The following is a 15,250-nucleotide window of genomic DNA, read 5'->3' as shown; positions in this document are numbered from 1 at the left end:
CGTCCCCATTAAACCCCAAAGCTCCAGAAAATCCCTGTCTAAACTCCAGGAACCCCTGTAAAATCGGAAGCCTAGAACACTCTAGAATCTATAGTTTTTGTTACGATAGTTACTAAACTTTCTCAGGAGAAACCGTCTGTGGTACTTCAGACCCCGTCAAAAAAATCCGTCGTCGTATCTCCTTCCATTTTGTCCGCCGACTTTAGCCGCTTAGGCGACGAAGTCCGGGCTGTGGATAAAGCCGGGGCTGATTGGATTCATGTAGACGTGATGGATGGCCGCTTTGTCCCCAACATCACCATTGGCCCCCTGATTGTGGAAGCCCTGCGTCCCGTCACCCGCAAGCCACTGGATGTTCACCTGATGATCGTAGAGCCCGAAAAATACGTTGAGGACTTTGCCAAGGCCGGGGCTGACATTATCTCCGTCCACGCTGAACACAACGCCTCCCCCCACCTGCACCGTACCCTAGGCCAAATTCGGGAACTGGGCAAACAAGCCGGAGTCGTTCTCAACCCCTCCACCCCCCTTGCTCTGATTGAATACGTCTTGGAACTGTGCGATCTCGTCCTGCTCATGAGCGTCAACCCCGGTTTCGGCGGTCAGAAGTTCATCCCCTCAGCAGTAACCAAAGTCCGTCAGTTGCGCCAAATGTGCGACGAGCGGGGTCTCGATCCCTGGATTGAAGTGGATGGTGGCCTCAAACCCGACAACACCTGGCAGGTGCTAGAAGCCGGGGCCAATGCCATCGTCGCTGGCTCCGCCGTATTCAAGGCTCCTGACTACGCCCAAGCCATTGAGGGAGTGCGTAACAGCAAGCGCCCCACCCCCGAACTAGCAGCGGTCTAGAGCGATTCCGTACTTGAATAGAAAAAGGAGGCGCGATGGTCATTGACCATCGCGCCTTCGTTTATATAGCAGCGGTTTTAACCGCCGTGAGTCTTTAATCGTCGTAGGCAATTTCTAGAATGCCTGGAGCAAAATAAATTTTGGGACGCAAGGAAATATCTGACTCCACCAGAATTTTGGCCTCCACCAATCGCCCAACATCAGAGCGGGCAGTATTGTACTGTATGTCACAGATATTTGAAACTTGAGAAACCGTAACCGCTGGAGATTCAAATAAATGATCAATAAGTCGGTTAAGCCTCACATTCCCACCGACTTGATTCAGTAAATCCATATACTGGCTACGCAGCTTCAGAAGCTGATCAAAGCGAGTCAGTGCATCTTTAGCCTGCTCAATAACTCCCCGCAAACAAAAAGCTAACCAGTCGTTCCACGTAAGCCTTCAGGGGGTCACGGCGTGATTAGGGTTTGAGGCTGATGAGTGGCCAAAGGCAGCAATGAAGGAGGCGGTTGGCCAAAGCGAGCCGACCAATAGGCTTGAGTGAGAAAGTCCAGCACATCTCGCTGCTGCATCGTCAGAGAAGAAACCGTCGTCAGCATCCGGGCGACAAACTCACTGCCGGCCTGAGACTCCGCCCCAAAGCTGATGCGCTTCCAAATCACCCCAGCTCGCAAAGAACGCTCAGCCGTATTATTGGTGGGCTCCACCCCCAGCACCGTGACAAACGTCCACAGAGCCGGTTCCACCAACAGCAGTTGTCGGCAAGTGCGTACCGTCTTGGCCAAAGGCGTCTTCTCCTTTGGGCCAATGTCATAGTTCGCTCCCTCCTCAAGCACCGCTTTTACAGCAGCCCGAATCGGCTGGACTAACTCAGCAAAGCCAGTCCGGGAAAGGGTGCCATCCCGCACTTGGTACCACAACTCAAACAACGCTTTTTGTTGAGCCAGTAAGCCTTTTCCAATCTCTTGGCAGACCCCCTGACGCTCGGCAATCCGAGTAAAGTCTCGTTTGAGATGAGCCCAACACACCTGGCGTTGGCTAATATCAATCCACCCATAGCCGCTGTAGCGGTCTGAGACCACAATGCCGTCATAGGCTGGGCCAATCAGTGCTTGGGCGGCGGCTTGAGACCGGCTCAACAGAATGCTGAACACACTCACCATCGGCGTCACCAGCACCCACAGCCAACCCTGTCGCTGGGCCTGATTCTGGCCATCGCTGTTCCCCTGGCGAAAGCTAGTCTCATCACTGTGAATCACCGCTTCCCCCTGCACGTAGCCTTGCGCCTCAGCTACTGGCTGCCCCAGTGCCGCACTGGCTTCTCGGCGTAGCCGGTTGATGCTGCCGCCAGAAATCTCGATCTCAAACAGCGCTGCTAGACAGGTCTTCACCTGCTGATGGCTTTGGCGATAAGCGCCACTCAGTAAGGCCACTACTGCACTCAACCGCTCACCATAACCGCCTTGATGCACCTCTGCTGGTAATTTGCTACGGGTGGTTTTACCGCAGTGCTCACAATCTAAGGCGTGCAGGCGATGCTCGATGACGATGGGCTCAATTGGCGGTAGTTCGACAATCTGGTGCCGATAGGGCGCTGGGTCGTTTCCTGATAGCGGCTCTCCACAATGCCCACAGGTCTTGGGGCGATGCTCGAACACCTGTTTGCAGGCTTCTAGGGGATACAGCTTGCGGGAATATCCTTTGTGTCCCGGTTGGCCTCCGCGCTTCCGCTTCCCTTTGCCTTTGCCCTCCGGGTCTGGCTTAGGGGGGCCGAATCCATCCTTTGAAGGCGGCAACGATGAGTTTTGCGAATTCTGGTTGAGTTGCTCTTCGAGGTGGCTCACCCGCTCTTCTAAGCGACTGATGGTCTCAATGAGAGCGCACACCAGAGCTTTTTTTACGCTAGCCGGGGTGGCATCCCAATCTGACACAGAAATGGAGATGCCGCCGATGTCTATGGTGGGCTCGTTGCCTTCACTCATGAGCCTACCTTAACCCCTATCGAGACCCTGGAACCCTTAATTCTTCGTGAACCCCTGAAGGCTTACCGTTCCACAGTCCTCGTGTACTCACTTGAAACATCAGATTGATGTACTCATCCTTGTACTTGTCGAAGAAGGCACTCAAATAGAGCCATGGCTTACTGAGGTTGCATTGTTCGTAGGAAATTTCCCAGAGCCGCCCAGGGGCACTGACGGTAAAGACGGAGCGATTCACAATGGCAAGTAGTTGCTAAAGATTGAAACTCAGTGACGTGAATTTCAATTTAGGGGGCATTTTTGAAATTCGCAAGCAGAAATTGCAAGGGAATAGGGACGCGATGGTCATAAAAGGGCTGGTCAGAGCCCCTTCGGGGCGGCTACGCCAATGACCATCGCACCCCATAGCTTATGCTCCTACCCCCTCTGGCAAGGGAACGTAGGCTTTTAACACCCAGACAATGACGTCTGATCCCGACTACGCCTCATCTAGAGCCGCAATACCGGGTAGCTCTTTGCCCTCCAGCAGTTCCAGACTGGCCCCGCCCCCGGTGGAAATGTGGCTCATTTTCTCCGCCACCCCTACCTTTTCCACTGCCGCCACAGAGTCACCACCACCAATAATAGTAGTGACGCCAGCACCCGTCAGGTCCGCCAGAGTATGGGCGATCGCCTCCGTCCCCACCGCGAACTTGTCGAACTCAAACACCCCCATGGGGCCGTTCCAGATCACAGACTGACACTGCTTCAGTGCCGCCTGAAAAACCTTAACGGAATCGGGACCAATATCGAGACCCATCCAGCCATCGGGAATTGACTCCACACTGACAGTTTGAGCATTGGCATCGGCAGCAAAATTATCCGCCACCACCACATCCGTCGGTAGCAACAGATCCACACCCTTTTCCTTGGCCTTGGCTTCCAGAACCTTCGCCAGTTCCAGTTTGTCCTCCTCCACCAGGGACTTACCCACACTCAGTCCCCGAGCCTTGTAAAAGGTGAAAATCATGCCGCCGCCAATCAGCAGCTTATCCACCTTGTCCAGAAGGGTTTCAATCACACCGATTTTGCTCGATACCTTGGAGCCACCGATGATGGCCGCCAGAGGCTTCTTGGGGTTCTCAATCGCCGCCTGGAGATACTGCAACTCTTTTTCAATCAGGTAGCCCGCCACGGAAGGGCTGAGATATTTCGTCACCCCAGCGGTAGAGGCATGGGCGCGGTGGGCAGTGCCAAAAGCATCGTTGACATAGAGGTCCGCATTGGCCGCCAATTTCTCGGAGAAGGCCGGATCATTGGCCTCTTCCTCCGCGTAGAAGCGGACATTTTCCAGCAACGCCACCTGACCATCGGCCAAGCCATTCACCGCCGCCGCCACAGCATCCCCAATACAGTCATCACACTTGACCACGGGCTGTCCCAGCAGTTCCCCAAGGCGCTGGGCTACAGGGGTGAGGCGCATACTCTCCACCACCTTCCCCTTGGGACGACCAAAGTGGCTGCACAGCACCACCTTAGCCCCCTTGCTGGTCAAATCTTGAATCGTCGGGAGGGCCGCCCGGATGCGCGTATCGTCGGTAATATTGCCCTGCTCATCAAGGGGAACGTTGAAATCTGCCCGCACCAGCACGCGCTTGCCGGACAGGTCCGCCGCTGTTAGGGTTGCAACCGTCTTCTTCGCCACAGGCTTGAACCTCCGAAAATTGTGTTTATTACGTTTCTCCACCGCCTCCACAGGGGAAGCGGCTGCGTTGATTTAACCTAGACTGGAGTTCGTAAGGCGATACCGCCAGATCAGGAAAGTCCCCCATTACTATTCAGAGGTCTCTTTCCCGCTCTAGGATCAGCATTACAACTTCTGTCCGAGAATCATTTTACCGGAGTCCGTGTTTCCGTTTGAGACGCCATGTTTAAGACGGTTTTATTTCCTGTTGATATGAGCCCAGAGGCTCAGCAAGCCGCCAGTCTAGCCGTAGATTTGGTGAAGCAGCACCAGAGTCGCTTGGTGTTGCTATCGGTGGTAGAAAATCACCCCGATGCGCCCTCGGAACAATCCTCCCCCGCTGCTGTGGCCCAACTGCTGGAGCAGGTTAAAACCTTGTTTTCCCAGCAGGGCGTGGAGAGTGAAGCCCTAGAGCGGGAGGGTCAGCCTGCCTTTGTCATCTGCGATGTGGCTGACGAACTGGAGGTAGACCTGATCGTCATGGGGTGTCGTGGCCTAGGGTTGATCGAGGATGGTCAATCGGAGAGCGTCACCAACCGGGTGATTAATCTAGCCCCCTGCCCTGTGTTGGTGGTGCCCTAGATGCCCCCTGATATCCAGTGGTACCCCGGCCACATTGCCAAGGCCGAAAAAGCCCTGCTGGATCAGCTCAAGCGGGTGGATGTGGTCCTAGAGGTCCGAGATGCCCGCATTCCCCTCGCCACCCGCCATCCTCGCATTCAGGACTGGATTGGGGAGAAGGGGCATGTTCTGGTGATGAACCGGGTGGACATGATTTCCACCGAGGGGCGCGCCGCCTGGGAAACCTGGCTGCGCCAGCAGGGACAAGTACCCTACTTTGCCAATGCTCAGCAAGGTAAGGGCGTGTCTGCGATCGCCCATGTAGCCCAGAAGGCTGGCATTGCGGTAAATGAACGTCGCCTCAGTCGGGGGATGCGGCCCCGTCCCGTTCGCGCCGTGGTGATTGGCTTTCCCAATGTGGGCAAGTCTGCCCTGATTAACCGCCTCCTTAAGCGCAAGGTGGTGGCCAGTGCCCGGAGGGCGGGGATCACCCGCCAACTGCGTTGGATCCGCATCTCGGATCAGCTAGAGCTTTTGGACGCGCCGGGAATTTTGCCCGCCCAGATCCACGATCAAGATGCTGCCCTAAAACTGGCTATCTGCGACGATATTGGTGAAGCCTCCTACGACAACCAGCGAGTGGCGGCGGCCTTGGTGGATTTGCTCAAGTCTTTGGGGACGACGGCGGAGTTGCGCGATCGCTATCGCTTAGACCCAGAATCCATTACGGGCGAGACTTTCATGGTGGAGTTAGCCCAACAGCGCCATCAAGGCGACCAAGCCCGAACTGCCCATGAACTGTTGAATGATTTTCGCAAAGGGCTCTTGGGCACCCTGATCTTGGAATTGCCACCATTGTAAAGTTTTGAAGAAGACCCAAAACTTACCCGACAATGGTGGGGATGAAAGATAGTCAAGCTGTAAAAATAAAAACGCTTCAGGTTAGAGTGTTCCCGTTAAATCCCTGTACCGGATCTGAGCAGAGGCCAAAACGTGGAGCAGCCAGAACGACCCCTTATGCCCAGCCCAGGGGATGACTTTTTAGAGGGAATACTCTTGGGAAGGATTTCTGTAACTGCCACCCTTGGCCCTGTTTCCCTATGATTGGCAGCTCTCAAGATATAGACCAGCCGTCGGTTGAGATGCCCCTATTGGCAGAACTGACTGGGCATGACTTCTCCTCCTGTAAGGTCTCGATTATCGTCGGTGATCTGTCGGCAAAGGGAGCCGGACGCTGGGGCGGAGCAGTTCGGCCCTTTTTACTCTCCCAAGCTCTGCAACGCCTAGGCTGTGGCGTGGAGATTTTGGGCTTTACCGATGACGATACCCTCCCGTTTATAAATTCTGGCCTGTCTATCAAGGGCTTTCCCCAGGCGACCTATCCTCGTTTTTTTCGGTCGGTGCGCCAGCTTATCCAGCAGATTGAGGGGGATGTGGTGTATGCCTACAAGACCAAGGCCAGCAGTTTTGGTGTGGGGTTATTGGCACGGCAACTACGGCGGCGGCCCCTGATTGTAGACATCGATGACTGGGAAATGAGCTGGCACGGCGGCGACCAATGGCAGTATCAGCCTTCGCTGCGCCAGCGCTACCGGGATTTGGTCAAGCCGGAGGGAGCCTTTCGCTATCCTGACCATCCGGTGTACCTTCAGTGGATGGAGCGGCTGGTAAAGCGAGCCGATGCGGTTACAGTTCATACCCATTTTTTGCAGCAGCGTTTTGGTGGTATCTATGTTCCGAATGGTAAGGATACTCAGCTTTTCGATCCCAGCCGTTACGATCGCGCTGCCAGTCGTCAGCGCTATGGCTTGGAAGGCTATCGGGTGTTGATGTTCCCCGGTGCACCCCGACCCTATAAGGGGCTCGAAGATATTCTGACGGCTCTTGATCTGCGAGATGAACCGGACCTCAAGCTGGTCATTGTGGGGGGGAGTCCCTATGACGACTATGACCAAACTCTGATGGCGCGCTGGCGCGATCGCATTATCAAGCTACCCAAACTGCCCCATGACGAAATGCCTCAGGTGTTGGCGGCGGCGGATATAGTGGTCGTACCTCAGCAAGACACCCCTGCTGCCCAGGCCCAATTTCCCCTGAAGTTGACCGATGGCATGGCCATGGCAAAACCGATTTTGGCCACCGAAGTGGGAGATATTCCTAGCATTTTAGGGAATACAGGTTATTTAGTGGCCCCAGGAGATAGTGTGGCTATGGCAGACCAGTTGGGAGCCATTTTCACAAATGGGGCCGAGGCAGAACAACGGGGCTACCAAGCCCGCCAACGTTGCATAGCCCACTACAGTATTGAGGGAATGGCCGTGGTTTTGGCCAAGGTCTTAGCGCCCTTTGTCTCCCGTAGACATCACCCTACCCATGCCGCTCAGGCTCCCTAAATGGGGCGGGACGATGCAGTTCCAGTGCCAAGGCGCTCCCATTCCGCAGTTGTCTTCCCGTAAATACGTTAATACATTTGCACTTATGCAATCGCCCTCAATGAAAACGGCCCCAAATATCGTCACCTCACCACGCCAAATGTTATTCAGCGTGGCCCATAAATATCCCTTTCAAATTCTCTTGAGTGTGGTGCTGGGATTTTCTGGAGCCCTATTTAATGGGATCAGTACTGCCCTCATTGTCCCTATTTTGATGAGTTTGCTGGGGCAAGAAGAAATACTAAAAGGGGGACCGCCTATCCTCCAAATACTTCTGTCTCCTTTTGACCAAGTTCCTGAGTCCTATCGCTTGGTGGTCATGGCCTTATCTACCATATTCGTCATTATTCTAAAAAATGCGAGTGGCTATTTTAGTAGCCTAGCTTCCACCGTCTTATCACGGTCTTTGACCTCCGATTTACAAGAGCAGGGCCTAAAACTAATTTTAGAAGTGGATTTGGCGTACTTTTCTAATGCTCGGGTCGGGGATTTAATGAACCGACTCGGTGGGGAAATGAGCCGAGCCTCTAATGCAATTACTGGAGTTATCCAGCTTGCCGTCACATCAGCCACAGTACTTGTCTTTCTGGGCTTGATGCTCTCTATCTCCTGGCAGTTGACGATTGCAACGACACTACTGCTTCCAAGTTCTGCTATCTTGAGTCAGTTTCTAATCCGTCGTGCAAAGGTTTTTAGCCGTATTTTAACAGATATCAACAGTGCCTATTCCGGTGGATTAGTGGAGTTGATCAGCGGTATTCGTCTGGTCAAAGCTACTGGCAATGAAAATCGAGAATATGGACGGTTTGTGGGCTTTATTCGCCGTCGAGAGCAAGTCCAATTACAGTCCAAGATGAATTCCAGCCTAATTGGACCTATGGCAGAGGTGATCAATATCACCATTCTGTTTATTTTGGTACTTTTGAGTCGGATGTTATTTCAGGACCAACTAAATGCATTATCCGCCATCATGGTGACTTATCTGGTTCTATTATCTCGACTCCTGCCCTATGTTAGTCAGCTAAATAGCCTCCGAAACCAACTAGCTCATGCATCTTCTCCAGTAGACGTAGTCTACGATTTACTAAGACGAGATAACAAAAATTTCATGGGGGATGGCGAGATCACCTATCCGGGTTTGAGGCAAGGGATTGAATTCAGAAATGTGAGTTTCACCTATCCCAACACCCAGGAACAGGTATTAAGAAATGTCACCTTGTCCCTACCCAAAGGCAAAACCTTGGCTTTGGTGGGATCCTCTGGCGCAGGAAAATCTACCTTAGCTGATCTCCTACCTCGTTTCTACGACCCCACCAGTGGCATCATTGTGATTGACGGTTGCGATCTCCGGGATTTTGATATCTCGACCCTGCGCATGTCCATGGGAATCGTCAGTCAAGATACTTTTTTGTTCAACAACACAATTCGCTACAACATTTCCTATGGCAGACCCCAGTCCTCAGATGAAGAGGTTATAGAAGCAGCACGACGGGCCAATGCCTACGAATTCATTGCCCGCTTGCCAGATGGCCTAGATACGTTGATCGGAGATCGCGGCGTGATGCTATCTGGAGGCCAGCGACAGCGCCTTGCCATTGCCCGAGCTCTCGTACAAAATCCCGAAATTTTGATTCTGGATGAGGCTACTAGTGCCCTAGACACTGTATCGGAACGATTGGTACAGCAAGCAATTGATGAACTCAGTCGAGATCGCACTACCCTAGTTATTGCTCACCGTTTATCGACAGTGCAGAAGGCAGATCAAATTGCAGTAATGGAAAAGGGGCAGGTTATTGAACTAGGTAGCCACAAAGAGCTACTGGCAAAGGACGGAATTTATACTAAGCTCTGTAGTCTTCAATTTGGAGATGGAGATACTAAGAGACATGAAACTAAAGACGAGGAACAACAGCGACTCATGTCCCAAGTATCCTACGAGTTTCGTGCCAATCTAAATTCTATGTTGGGCTTTCTAACTCTCCTCAGCGATGGGCTGGTGGATAGTGAAGAAGAACGTCAGGAATTAACAGATAAAGTATATCAGTCCACTGAAGACTTACTCAAGAGTCTAGAGCGGATGGAGAAATCTCAGCAGATCCAGGAGCGGAAACAGCCTGCGATCGCAAAGCGTTGATGTACTCTAAGGCCACTTGCCTCCAAGTCCAATGGTCAAAGCGGCTAGCCGCTTCCTTAGGCGCAAGTCGGGGTATGGGATTTTTCATAAAGTCAACTAAACATTGAGATAACGAATCAGCATTTCCCGGAGTGAAAAACTTTACTCGATCAGGACAACAATATAGATCTACCTGTTCTCGAAATACAGCAATATCTGCGGCAATGACAGGTAGACCACGTACAATAGCCTCCGCAATCGCTAGCCCAAACCCCTCATATACTGAAGGCATTACTACACAGTTACAAGACTGATAAGTTGTTTCTACTGTCGCCAAGCTACAATATCCTAATCCTACAAACACTTCTGCCCAAGCCACATTTGATTCAGCATATAACTGAGATAACTGAGCAACATAAAAAGCATATTCCTTAGTATTTTTTTGCTGGGACAGTTCGAAATCTCCATTGACAAGTTTGTCTGTCTCTCTTCCCGTTAGTACCACCTTAAATCGATATCCAGATTGGTGTAGGGAAATAGCTGCTCGCAGCAAAGTTAAATGGTCTTTATACAAACTAAAAGAAGAAGGAAAGAAAAAAGTAATTTCCCCATTGAATTTAGAGCTTGACTGAGAAATACCTAAAGTTGTGATATTCGGAGGTTCACTTGCCGATGGAATAGCCCTGACTTTATGCTTGAAATCCGGAAACACTTTCAGCAAGTCACTCCGTGTTTTTTGAGAAACAGCAATCACAAGATCAGCCACCCTTAGCCACTGATAAAGGCTGTCATCATATTCTCGTACCAGCTTTGGTGCATAAGTCAATGGTGCAAATCGCCAAAACAAATCATGTGAAATTAGAACCAGGGGAATTTCTAAGCCCCTCGGTGGCTGAATTCGATTGCCAATGAAGTAAAGACAGTGAGTACAGTGGTGACGCTGCGCAATTTCACGAATACATTCCGATACCTTGAAATCGGCAATCTTGGTTTCACTCCAGCGATGTAGCCCTTTAAGCCTGAGCCTTGATCCAAAGCGCCCAATGTAAGTCAGCAACTTTAATAAGTGTTTATCTCTACGGTATCCAGCCGAAGTAAAGGATTCATAGTAAATATTTTTGGCTTCAGGTAAGTTAGATTGAAACTCAACTATAGATTTATCGGGTAGGAGCAGTACAACGCCGTCTATTAAGTTATCGAATTCCCTGAGAAGCGAAAACATCACACGCTCTACGCCACCGCGAACATAGAACTTAACCGGAACAATTAGCTTCATGATTTTTCTAAATTTTCAATCCATTCTTTTGCCAATCGATCCCAGGTGTCTTTCCGGGCATGTTCTGCGCAGATTGTTCGCAGAATATGAAGCTGCTCAGGATTCTGTAGTAGCTCAACAATTCGATGAGCTAATGCCTCTTGTGTTTTGGGATCCTTAGGATCACCTGAAATTTTATGGCAGTAAGATTTTTCGGAAAAAACAGCATAGTCTGTTGTTACCGGAAGGCATCCTACAATTGCAGATTCACGCACAGAAATACAATCTATCTCCTCAAAAGTACAGCCGTAGTAATGAATGGAGGAACAGGCTTTATCTTCTATCAGTTTATCTTGGCTGATTCGACCGTGATTAATCACACCTGGTTGTTCCATCAGGATCAACATTTTCTCTCGCCATTCCGATCGACTAGCCCGGAGTTCAACTCTATTAAAACCATAATAGAGATGCAACTCTGCTTCTGGTATTGAATTTTTGATAATAGGCCAACCGTAAATTAACATGTCTTCTAGACCTCGATAATAACGAGAGGCATAGACTAGTCTATAAGGTTGTTTGTCTCGACCGTACAATAATGAAATCTTAGAATCAATACCATTACTTATAATGGCAAACTTATTATCCGAAAATTCTGGAAGAAGTTGACGCTGAAACTGGGATTTTGAGAAGATCAGATTGAAGCGAGCAATAACATCCTTAGGAAAGCACTTGGGTGGATCCAGGAGATCATGCCAGTCTAGACAGATTTTACGAGCCTTAACCTGCGACTTAAGCATATATGGATGTCTCCATATCAGCAGGATATCAAAAGTATCATACCAATTAAAATGGTAGTAATTAATGTAGTGAACACCATCATAAATCCCCTCTCGTTCACCACAATTGCTATAAACCGTAACTTGATATCCTAACTTTACCCATTCCTTTGCTAGATAGATAACAGCAGTATGAGAACCACTGGCTCCCTCCTTCAAGCTTAGGGGTGTCAGTCCCTCGCGAGGTTTTCCCACATAATAAACGATAGACCCTTTAGGCCAGCGCTTTGCCTTGATTCGACAGCGCAATTCATAAATATTAAATAAATTAAATAGGCTAACTTTCAAATTATTGATTAGCATATTCATGTGCGCGTAAATTTTTCAACATTCCGAAACCTTGGCGGCTCAGATTTACTTGTCAATTTTGGATCCAAGACTTAAAAATCAAGTTTCTACAAAGAATCTGTTTCCTTGATTACACTTCCAGCCAAGCTGATAGATCTCTATCAATGAGGTCTTGTAGTTTTAGGATATCCTCGCGGTACCCATCTATTAGTAATTTTCGGACGGACTTTTGTAGCTTTGGCTTACCAAGATTTTTTTGCTTTAAGGACATGGATGTTACTTTCAAAAGACTTTTTGGAAGCATTATTTTTGCCGCAGATTTTAATAGATTAGGGCTATTTAGCAATGAATTTAGTGCCTGATTCTTGGGGACTCGTGTAGGGTTATGCTGCTTCTTGGTATTGGGCGAAAAATTATCATCAACTCCCAAAAAATTGAATATATCACGACATAAAGTGTTGGGATCTTTGATCAGATCATCATAGAGATAGACACGAATTTGAGCTTTGTCAAAAAGACTATAATACCTCTGCAACTGAGCGTGATAAAATCCCCGATTCCTGTGATGCCACTGAAAACTCCATCCCTCAGCAATTCGTTTTTCCTCTTGTCGAAGAGTTTTTAGAAAGTCTGGAATAGGCTCTCGACCGTTACTCATTGAAAATAGAAAATGGGAAAAGGCTCTTTCAGATGGATCACGTAGTATGGCAATTATTTTTGATTTTGGTATATGTGCAAAAATGCGTTGAGGCGCTTTCTCACTGTAAATATAAGATGTTGAGGCTTCGCCTATAGCTGTTTCATTTGTAACATCCTCAAACAGAGTCATATAAGACTTCAAATCTGTTACGGCATTTTTCATGGTAAAGACACCATAAGGGCCTAAGCGCTGGTTACTTTCTTCTTCCAGCGTGAAAAAATCAGGCTCTTTAGCGTCCCGAGAAGCTGGCATATAAATTTCAGGGTGTTGTTTCAGGTAGTAGTAGAGTGAAGATGTTCCTGATTTAGCTGCACCGATAAGAAGAAAGTTTGGCATTATCATGATTTCGTTCCTCATAAATAGTTAAGCCACAGTGATGCTACCTCTTCCCAGGTTTCATGGGCAACTAAACTCATGAATTTACATCTTAAAGCATCGACTTCCTGAGGGGCTTGAAGCAATTTAACAACTTGTAATGCTAGTGCCTCTTGGGTTGCCTTAAGGTGAGGGTTTCCTGGAACTTTAACACAGTATTCCTTGTCTTTTAACCCAGAAAAATCTGTAGTCACTGGAATGCACCCTACGAGGGCTGACTCTCGTACGGTATTGCAGTCTAACTCCTCAAAAGTACAACCATAGTAATGAATTGACGCAGTGGATTTCTCTCTCATTAGGTGATCTCGGCCTACTTTGCCATGCTCTGTAATACCTGGTTGTTGCATAAGGGAAAGCATCATGTTTTTCCAGTCGACACTAACTTTGCTACTCCAACCATAAAAGATATGCAATTCAGCTTGGGGGACTTCCTCTAAAATCAAGGGCCACCCAAATCTCAACATGTATTCTAAGCCTCTAGAATAGTTTGAGGCATATATAATTTTCATGGGTTCCTTTTTCTCGGAACTCAATACGGAAAATCGAGAATCTACTCCATTCGGTATTATGGCAATTTTATCATCAGGTATTTCAGGTAATGTTGATCTGTGAAAATTATTTTTGCAAAATATTTTGTCGTAATGCTTCAGTTTTTCATAACTTGATTCTTCTGGAAGAAGAACTCCCTTGCCCAAGTCCAACCAAATTCGCTTTGACTTGACTGGAAATCGAAGACGCCAGGCAAAATGCCATACAATCAACGTATCAAATGAGTCATGGCGATTAAACTTATTCCAATTCAGGTAATGAACATTATCATGTGTTCCCTCCTGATCGCCACAGTTGTTGAAAACAGTAACTTTAAATCCTAGCTTTGCCCATTCTCTTGCCAAAAAAATGACTCTTGCTTGCGCTCCGCCAATTCCTGTATTCAAGCAACCTGGATGCCAAGTATCAGGAGTTTCGCCCACATAAAATACAATAGATGAATTGGGCCAAACTTTAGCCTGAAGTCTACGGGAAACATCTGAAAATTTATTGCGAATTTTTTTGATCGGCGTGCGCAAGATTTTGGTCATCGTTTTGGAATCAGGAACTAAGAGTGGGCTTTGTAGAATTCTTTGTACCAGTTCACAAAATGTTTAATCCCTATCGAGATTGGGGTGCCAGGATAAAAATCTACATCCGATCCCAAGCTATCAATATCTGCATAGGTTTCAAGAACATCACCAGGCTGCATGGGCAGAAATTGCTTCTGGGCTTTTTTGTCAAGACAATCTTCGAGAGTTGAAATTAAGGCCATGAGCGAAATAGGATTATTATTGCCAATATTGTATAGACGATAAGGGGCAAAACTACTACTTGGATCCGGATTTTTACTGCACCAGGCGGGATTCCCTTGAGGAATACGATCGCTGACCCGGACTACCCCTTCTACAATGTCATCAATATAGGTAAAATCTCGCTTCATCTGACCATGGTTAAAGACGGAAATAGGCTCATCATTGAGAATGGCTCGGGTAAAGAGAAACAGGGCCATATCTGGCCGGCCCCAGGGGCCATAGACAGTGAAGAAGCGCAGACCCGTGGTGGGGAGATTATAAAGATGACTATAGGTATGGGCTAAAAGTTCATTGGCTTTTTTTGTGGCAGCATACAGACTGAGGGGATGATCTACGGTCTGATGGACAGAGAAGGGCATTTGAGTGTTTGCGCCGTAGACTGAGCTAGAAGATGCGAATACAAGGTGCTCCACTCCATTATGACGGCAACCCTCCAGGATATTGACAAAACCTACTAAATTGCTGTCTACGTAGGCATTGGGATTCTTGAGGGAGTAACGCACTCCCGCTTGGGCCGCGAGATTGATAACCCGCTGGGGTTTCGATTGAGAAAAGAGGGTTGCTATTCCAGGGCGATCTTTCAGATCCAGAAGTATAAAACGAAAATTTTTATAGGTTTCTAGGTGAGAAAGTCGTGCCTTTTTCAAGGAAACATCATAGTAATCATTTAAATTATCTAGACCAATGACTGTGTCACCGCGTTCTAGTAGTCGTTTACAAGTATGAAAGCCGATAAATCCAGCCGCTCCAGTAACTAAAATGCTCATATGTTTTGTTGTTACTCTTGAGTGGGCA

The 15,250-nt window shown here is 48.6% G+C and carries 13 protein-coding genes; 5 read left to right on the top strand and 8 right to left on the bottom strand.

Annotated elements, in window-relative coordinates:
- Positions 1 to 138 precede the first annotated feature (138 nt).
- The gene (gene rpe / locus LEP6406_RS0219035; protein WP_008309786.1) at positions 139 to 849 is read left to right on the top strand and encodes a ribulose-phosphate 3-epimerase; all 711 of its coding nucleotides are present in this window, start codon (positions 139 to 141) and stop codon (positions 847 to 849) included.
- A 94-nt stretch (positions 850 to 943) separates the two neighbouring features.
- On the opposite strand, the gene LEP6406_RS0219030 is transcribed toward rpe, so the two are convergent.
- The 3 genes from LEP6406_RS0219030 to LEP6406_RS0219020 form a co-directional block, all read right to left on the bottom strand.
- On the bottom strand, positions 944 to 1,258 hold the full coding sequence (locus LEP6406_RS0219030; RefSeq protein ID WP_008309789.1) for a Fic family protein: 315 nt from the start codon (positions 1,256 to 1,258) through the stop codon (positions 944 to 946).
- Between the two features lie 41 nt (positions 1,259 to 1,299).
- On the bottom strand, positions 1,300 to 2,832 hold the full coding sequence (gene tnpC, locus LEP6406_RS0219025) for an IS66 family transposase (RefSeq protein WP_027269210.1): 1,533 nt from the start codon (positions 2,830 to 2,832) through the stop codon (positions 1,300 to 1,302).
- A 475-nt stretch (positions 2,833 to 3,307) separates the two neighbouring features.
- On the bottom strand, positions 3,308 to 4,513 hold the full coding sequence (locus LEP6406_RS0219020; RefSeq protein WP_008311068.1) for a phosphoglycerate kinase: 1,206 nt from the start codon (positions 4,511 to 4,513) through the stop codon (positions 3,308 to 3,310).
- Between the two features lie 222 nt (positions 4,514 to 4,735).
- Between LEP6406_RS0219020 and LEP6406_RS0219015 the strand changes: the two genes are divergently transcribed.
- The 4 genes from LEP6406_RS0219015 to LEP6406_RS0219000 all read left to right on the top strand — a co-directional run bounded on the left by LEP6406_RS0219015 (position 4,736) and on the right by LEP6406_RS0219000 (position 9,679).
- Complete coding sequence (locus LEP6406_RS0219015) at positions 4,736 to 5,134, top strand: universal stress protein (protein WP_008311066.1); 399 nt, start codon at positions 4,736 to 4,738, stop codon at positions 5,132 to 5,134.
- The gene (ylqF, locus tag LEP6406_RS0219010; RefSeq protein ID WP_008311063.1) at positions 5,135 to 5,974 is read left to right on the top strand and encodes a ribosome biogenesis GTPase YlqF; all 840 of its coding nucleotides are present in this window, start codon (positions 5,135 to 5,137) and stop codon (positions 5,972 to 5,974) included. It begins immediately after the preceding gene.
- 281 nt (positions 5,975 to 6,255) lie between these two features.
- On the top strand, positions 6,256 to 7,506 hold the full coding sequence (locus tag LEP6406_RS0219005; RefSeq protein WP_051463956.1) for a glycosyltransferase family 4 protein: 1,251 nt from the start codon (positions 6,256 to 6,258) through the stop codon (positions 7,504 to 7,506).
- A 100-nt stretch (positions 7,507 to 7,606) separates the two neighbouring features.
- Positions 7,607 to 9,679 carry an ABC transporter ATP-binding protein gene (locus tag LEP6406_RS0219000; protein WP_008311059.1) on the top strand — a complete coding sequence of 691 codons (2,073 nt, stop codon included), beginning with the start codon at positions 7,607 to 7,609 and terminating at the stop codon, positions 9,677 to 9,679.
- Here the strand turns inward: LEP6406_RS0219000 and LEP6406_RS31485 are convergent.
- The 5 genes from LEP6406_RS31485 to LEP6406_RS0218980 all read right to left on the bottom strand — a co-directional run bounded on the left by LEP6406_RS31485 (position 9,606) and on the right by LEP6406_RS0218980 (position 15,222).
- Positions 9,606 to 10,934, bottom strand: a complete 1,329-nt coding sequence (locus tag LEP6406_RS31485) for a glycosyltransferase (protein ID WP_008311057.1) — start codon at positions 10,932 to 10,934, stop codon at positions 9,606 to 9,608. The two genes, LEP6406_RS0219000 and LEP6406_RS31485, sit on opposite strands and share 74 nt — an antisense overlap.
- Positions 10,931 to 12,058, bottom strand: a complete 1,128-nt coding sequence (locus LEP6406_RS0218995; protein ID WP_008311055.1) for a glycosyltransferase family protein — start codon at positions 12,056 to 12,058, stop codon at positions 10,931 to 10,933. The genes LEP6406_RS31485 and LEP6406_RS0218995 overlap by 4 nt, the downstream gene beginning before the upstream one ends.
- 109 nt (positions 12,059 to 12,167) lie before the next feature.
- Positions 12,168 to 13,073 (bottom strand): sulfotransferase family protein, encoded by a 906-nt coding sequence (locus tag LEP6406_RS0218990; RefSeq protein WP_225886576.1) that lies wholly within the window; start codon positions 13,071 to 13,073, stop codon positions 12,168 to 12,170.
- A gap of 17 nt (positions 13,074 to 13,090) precedes the next feature.
- Complete coding sequence (locus LEP6406_RS0218985) at positions 13,091 to 14,191, bottom strand: glycosyltransferase family protein (RefSeq protein ID WP_008311051.1); 1,101 nt, start codon at positions 14,189 to 14,191, stop codon at positions 13,091 to 13,093.
- Positions 14,192 to 14,208: 17 nt separating this feature from the next.
- Positions 14,209 to 15,222, bottom strand: coding sequence for an NAD-dependent epimerase (locus LEP6406_RS0218980; protein ID WP_008311049.1), 1,014 nt, complete (start codon positions 15,220 to 15,222; stop codon positions 14,209 to 14,211).
- Positions 15,223 to 15,250 lie beyond the last annotated feature (28 nt).

The sequence above is a fragment of the Leptolyngbya sp. PCC 6406 genome (genome assembly GCF_000332095.2).
In the GTDB taxonomy this organism is placed as follows: domain Bacteria; phylum Cyanobacteriota; class Cyanobacteriia; order Phormidesmidales; family Phormidesmidaceae; genus PCC-6406.
The sequence above is the reverse complement of the archived record's forward strand: the minus strand, read 5'-3'. Positions and strand labels throughout refer to the sequence as shown.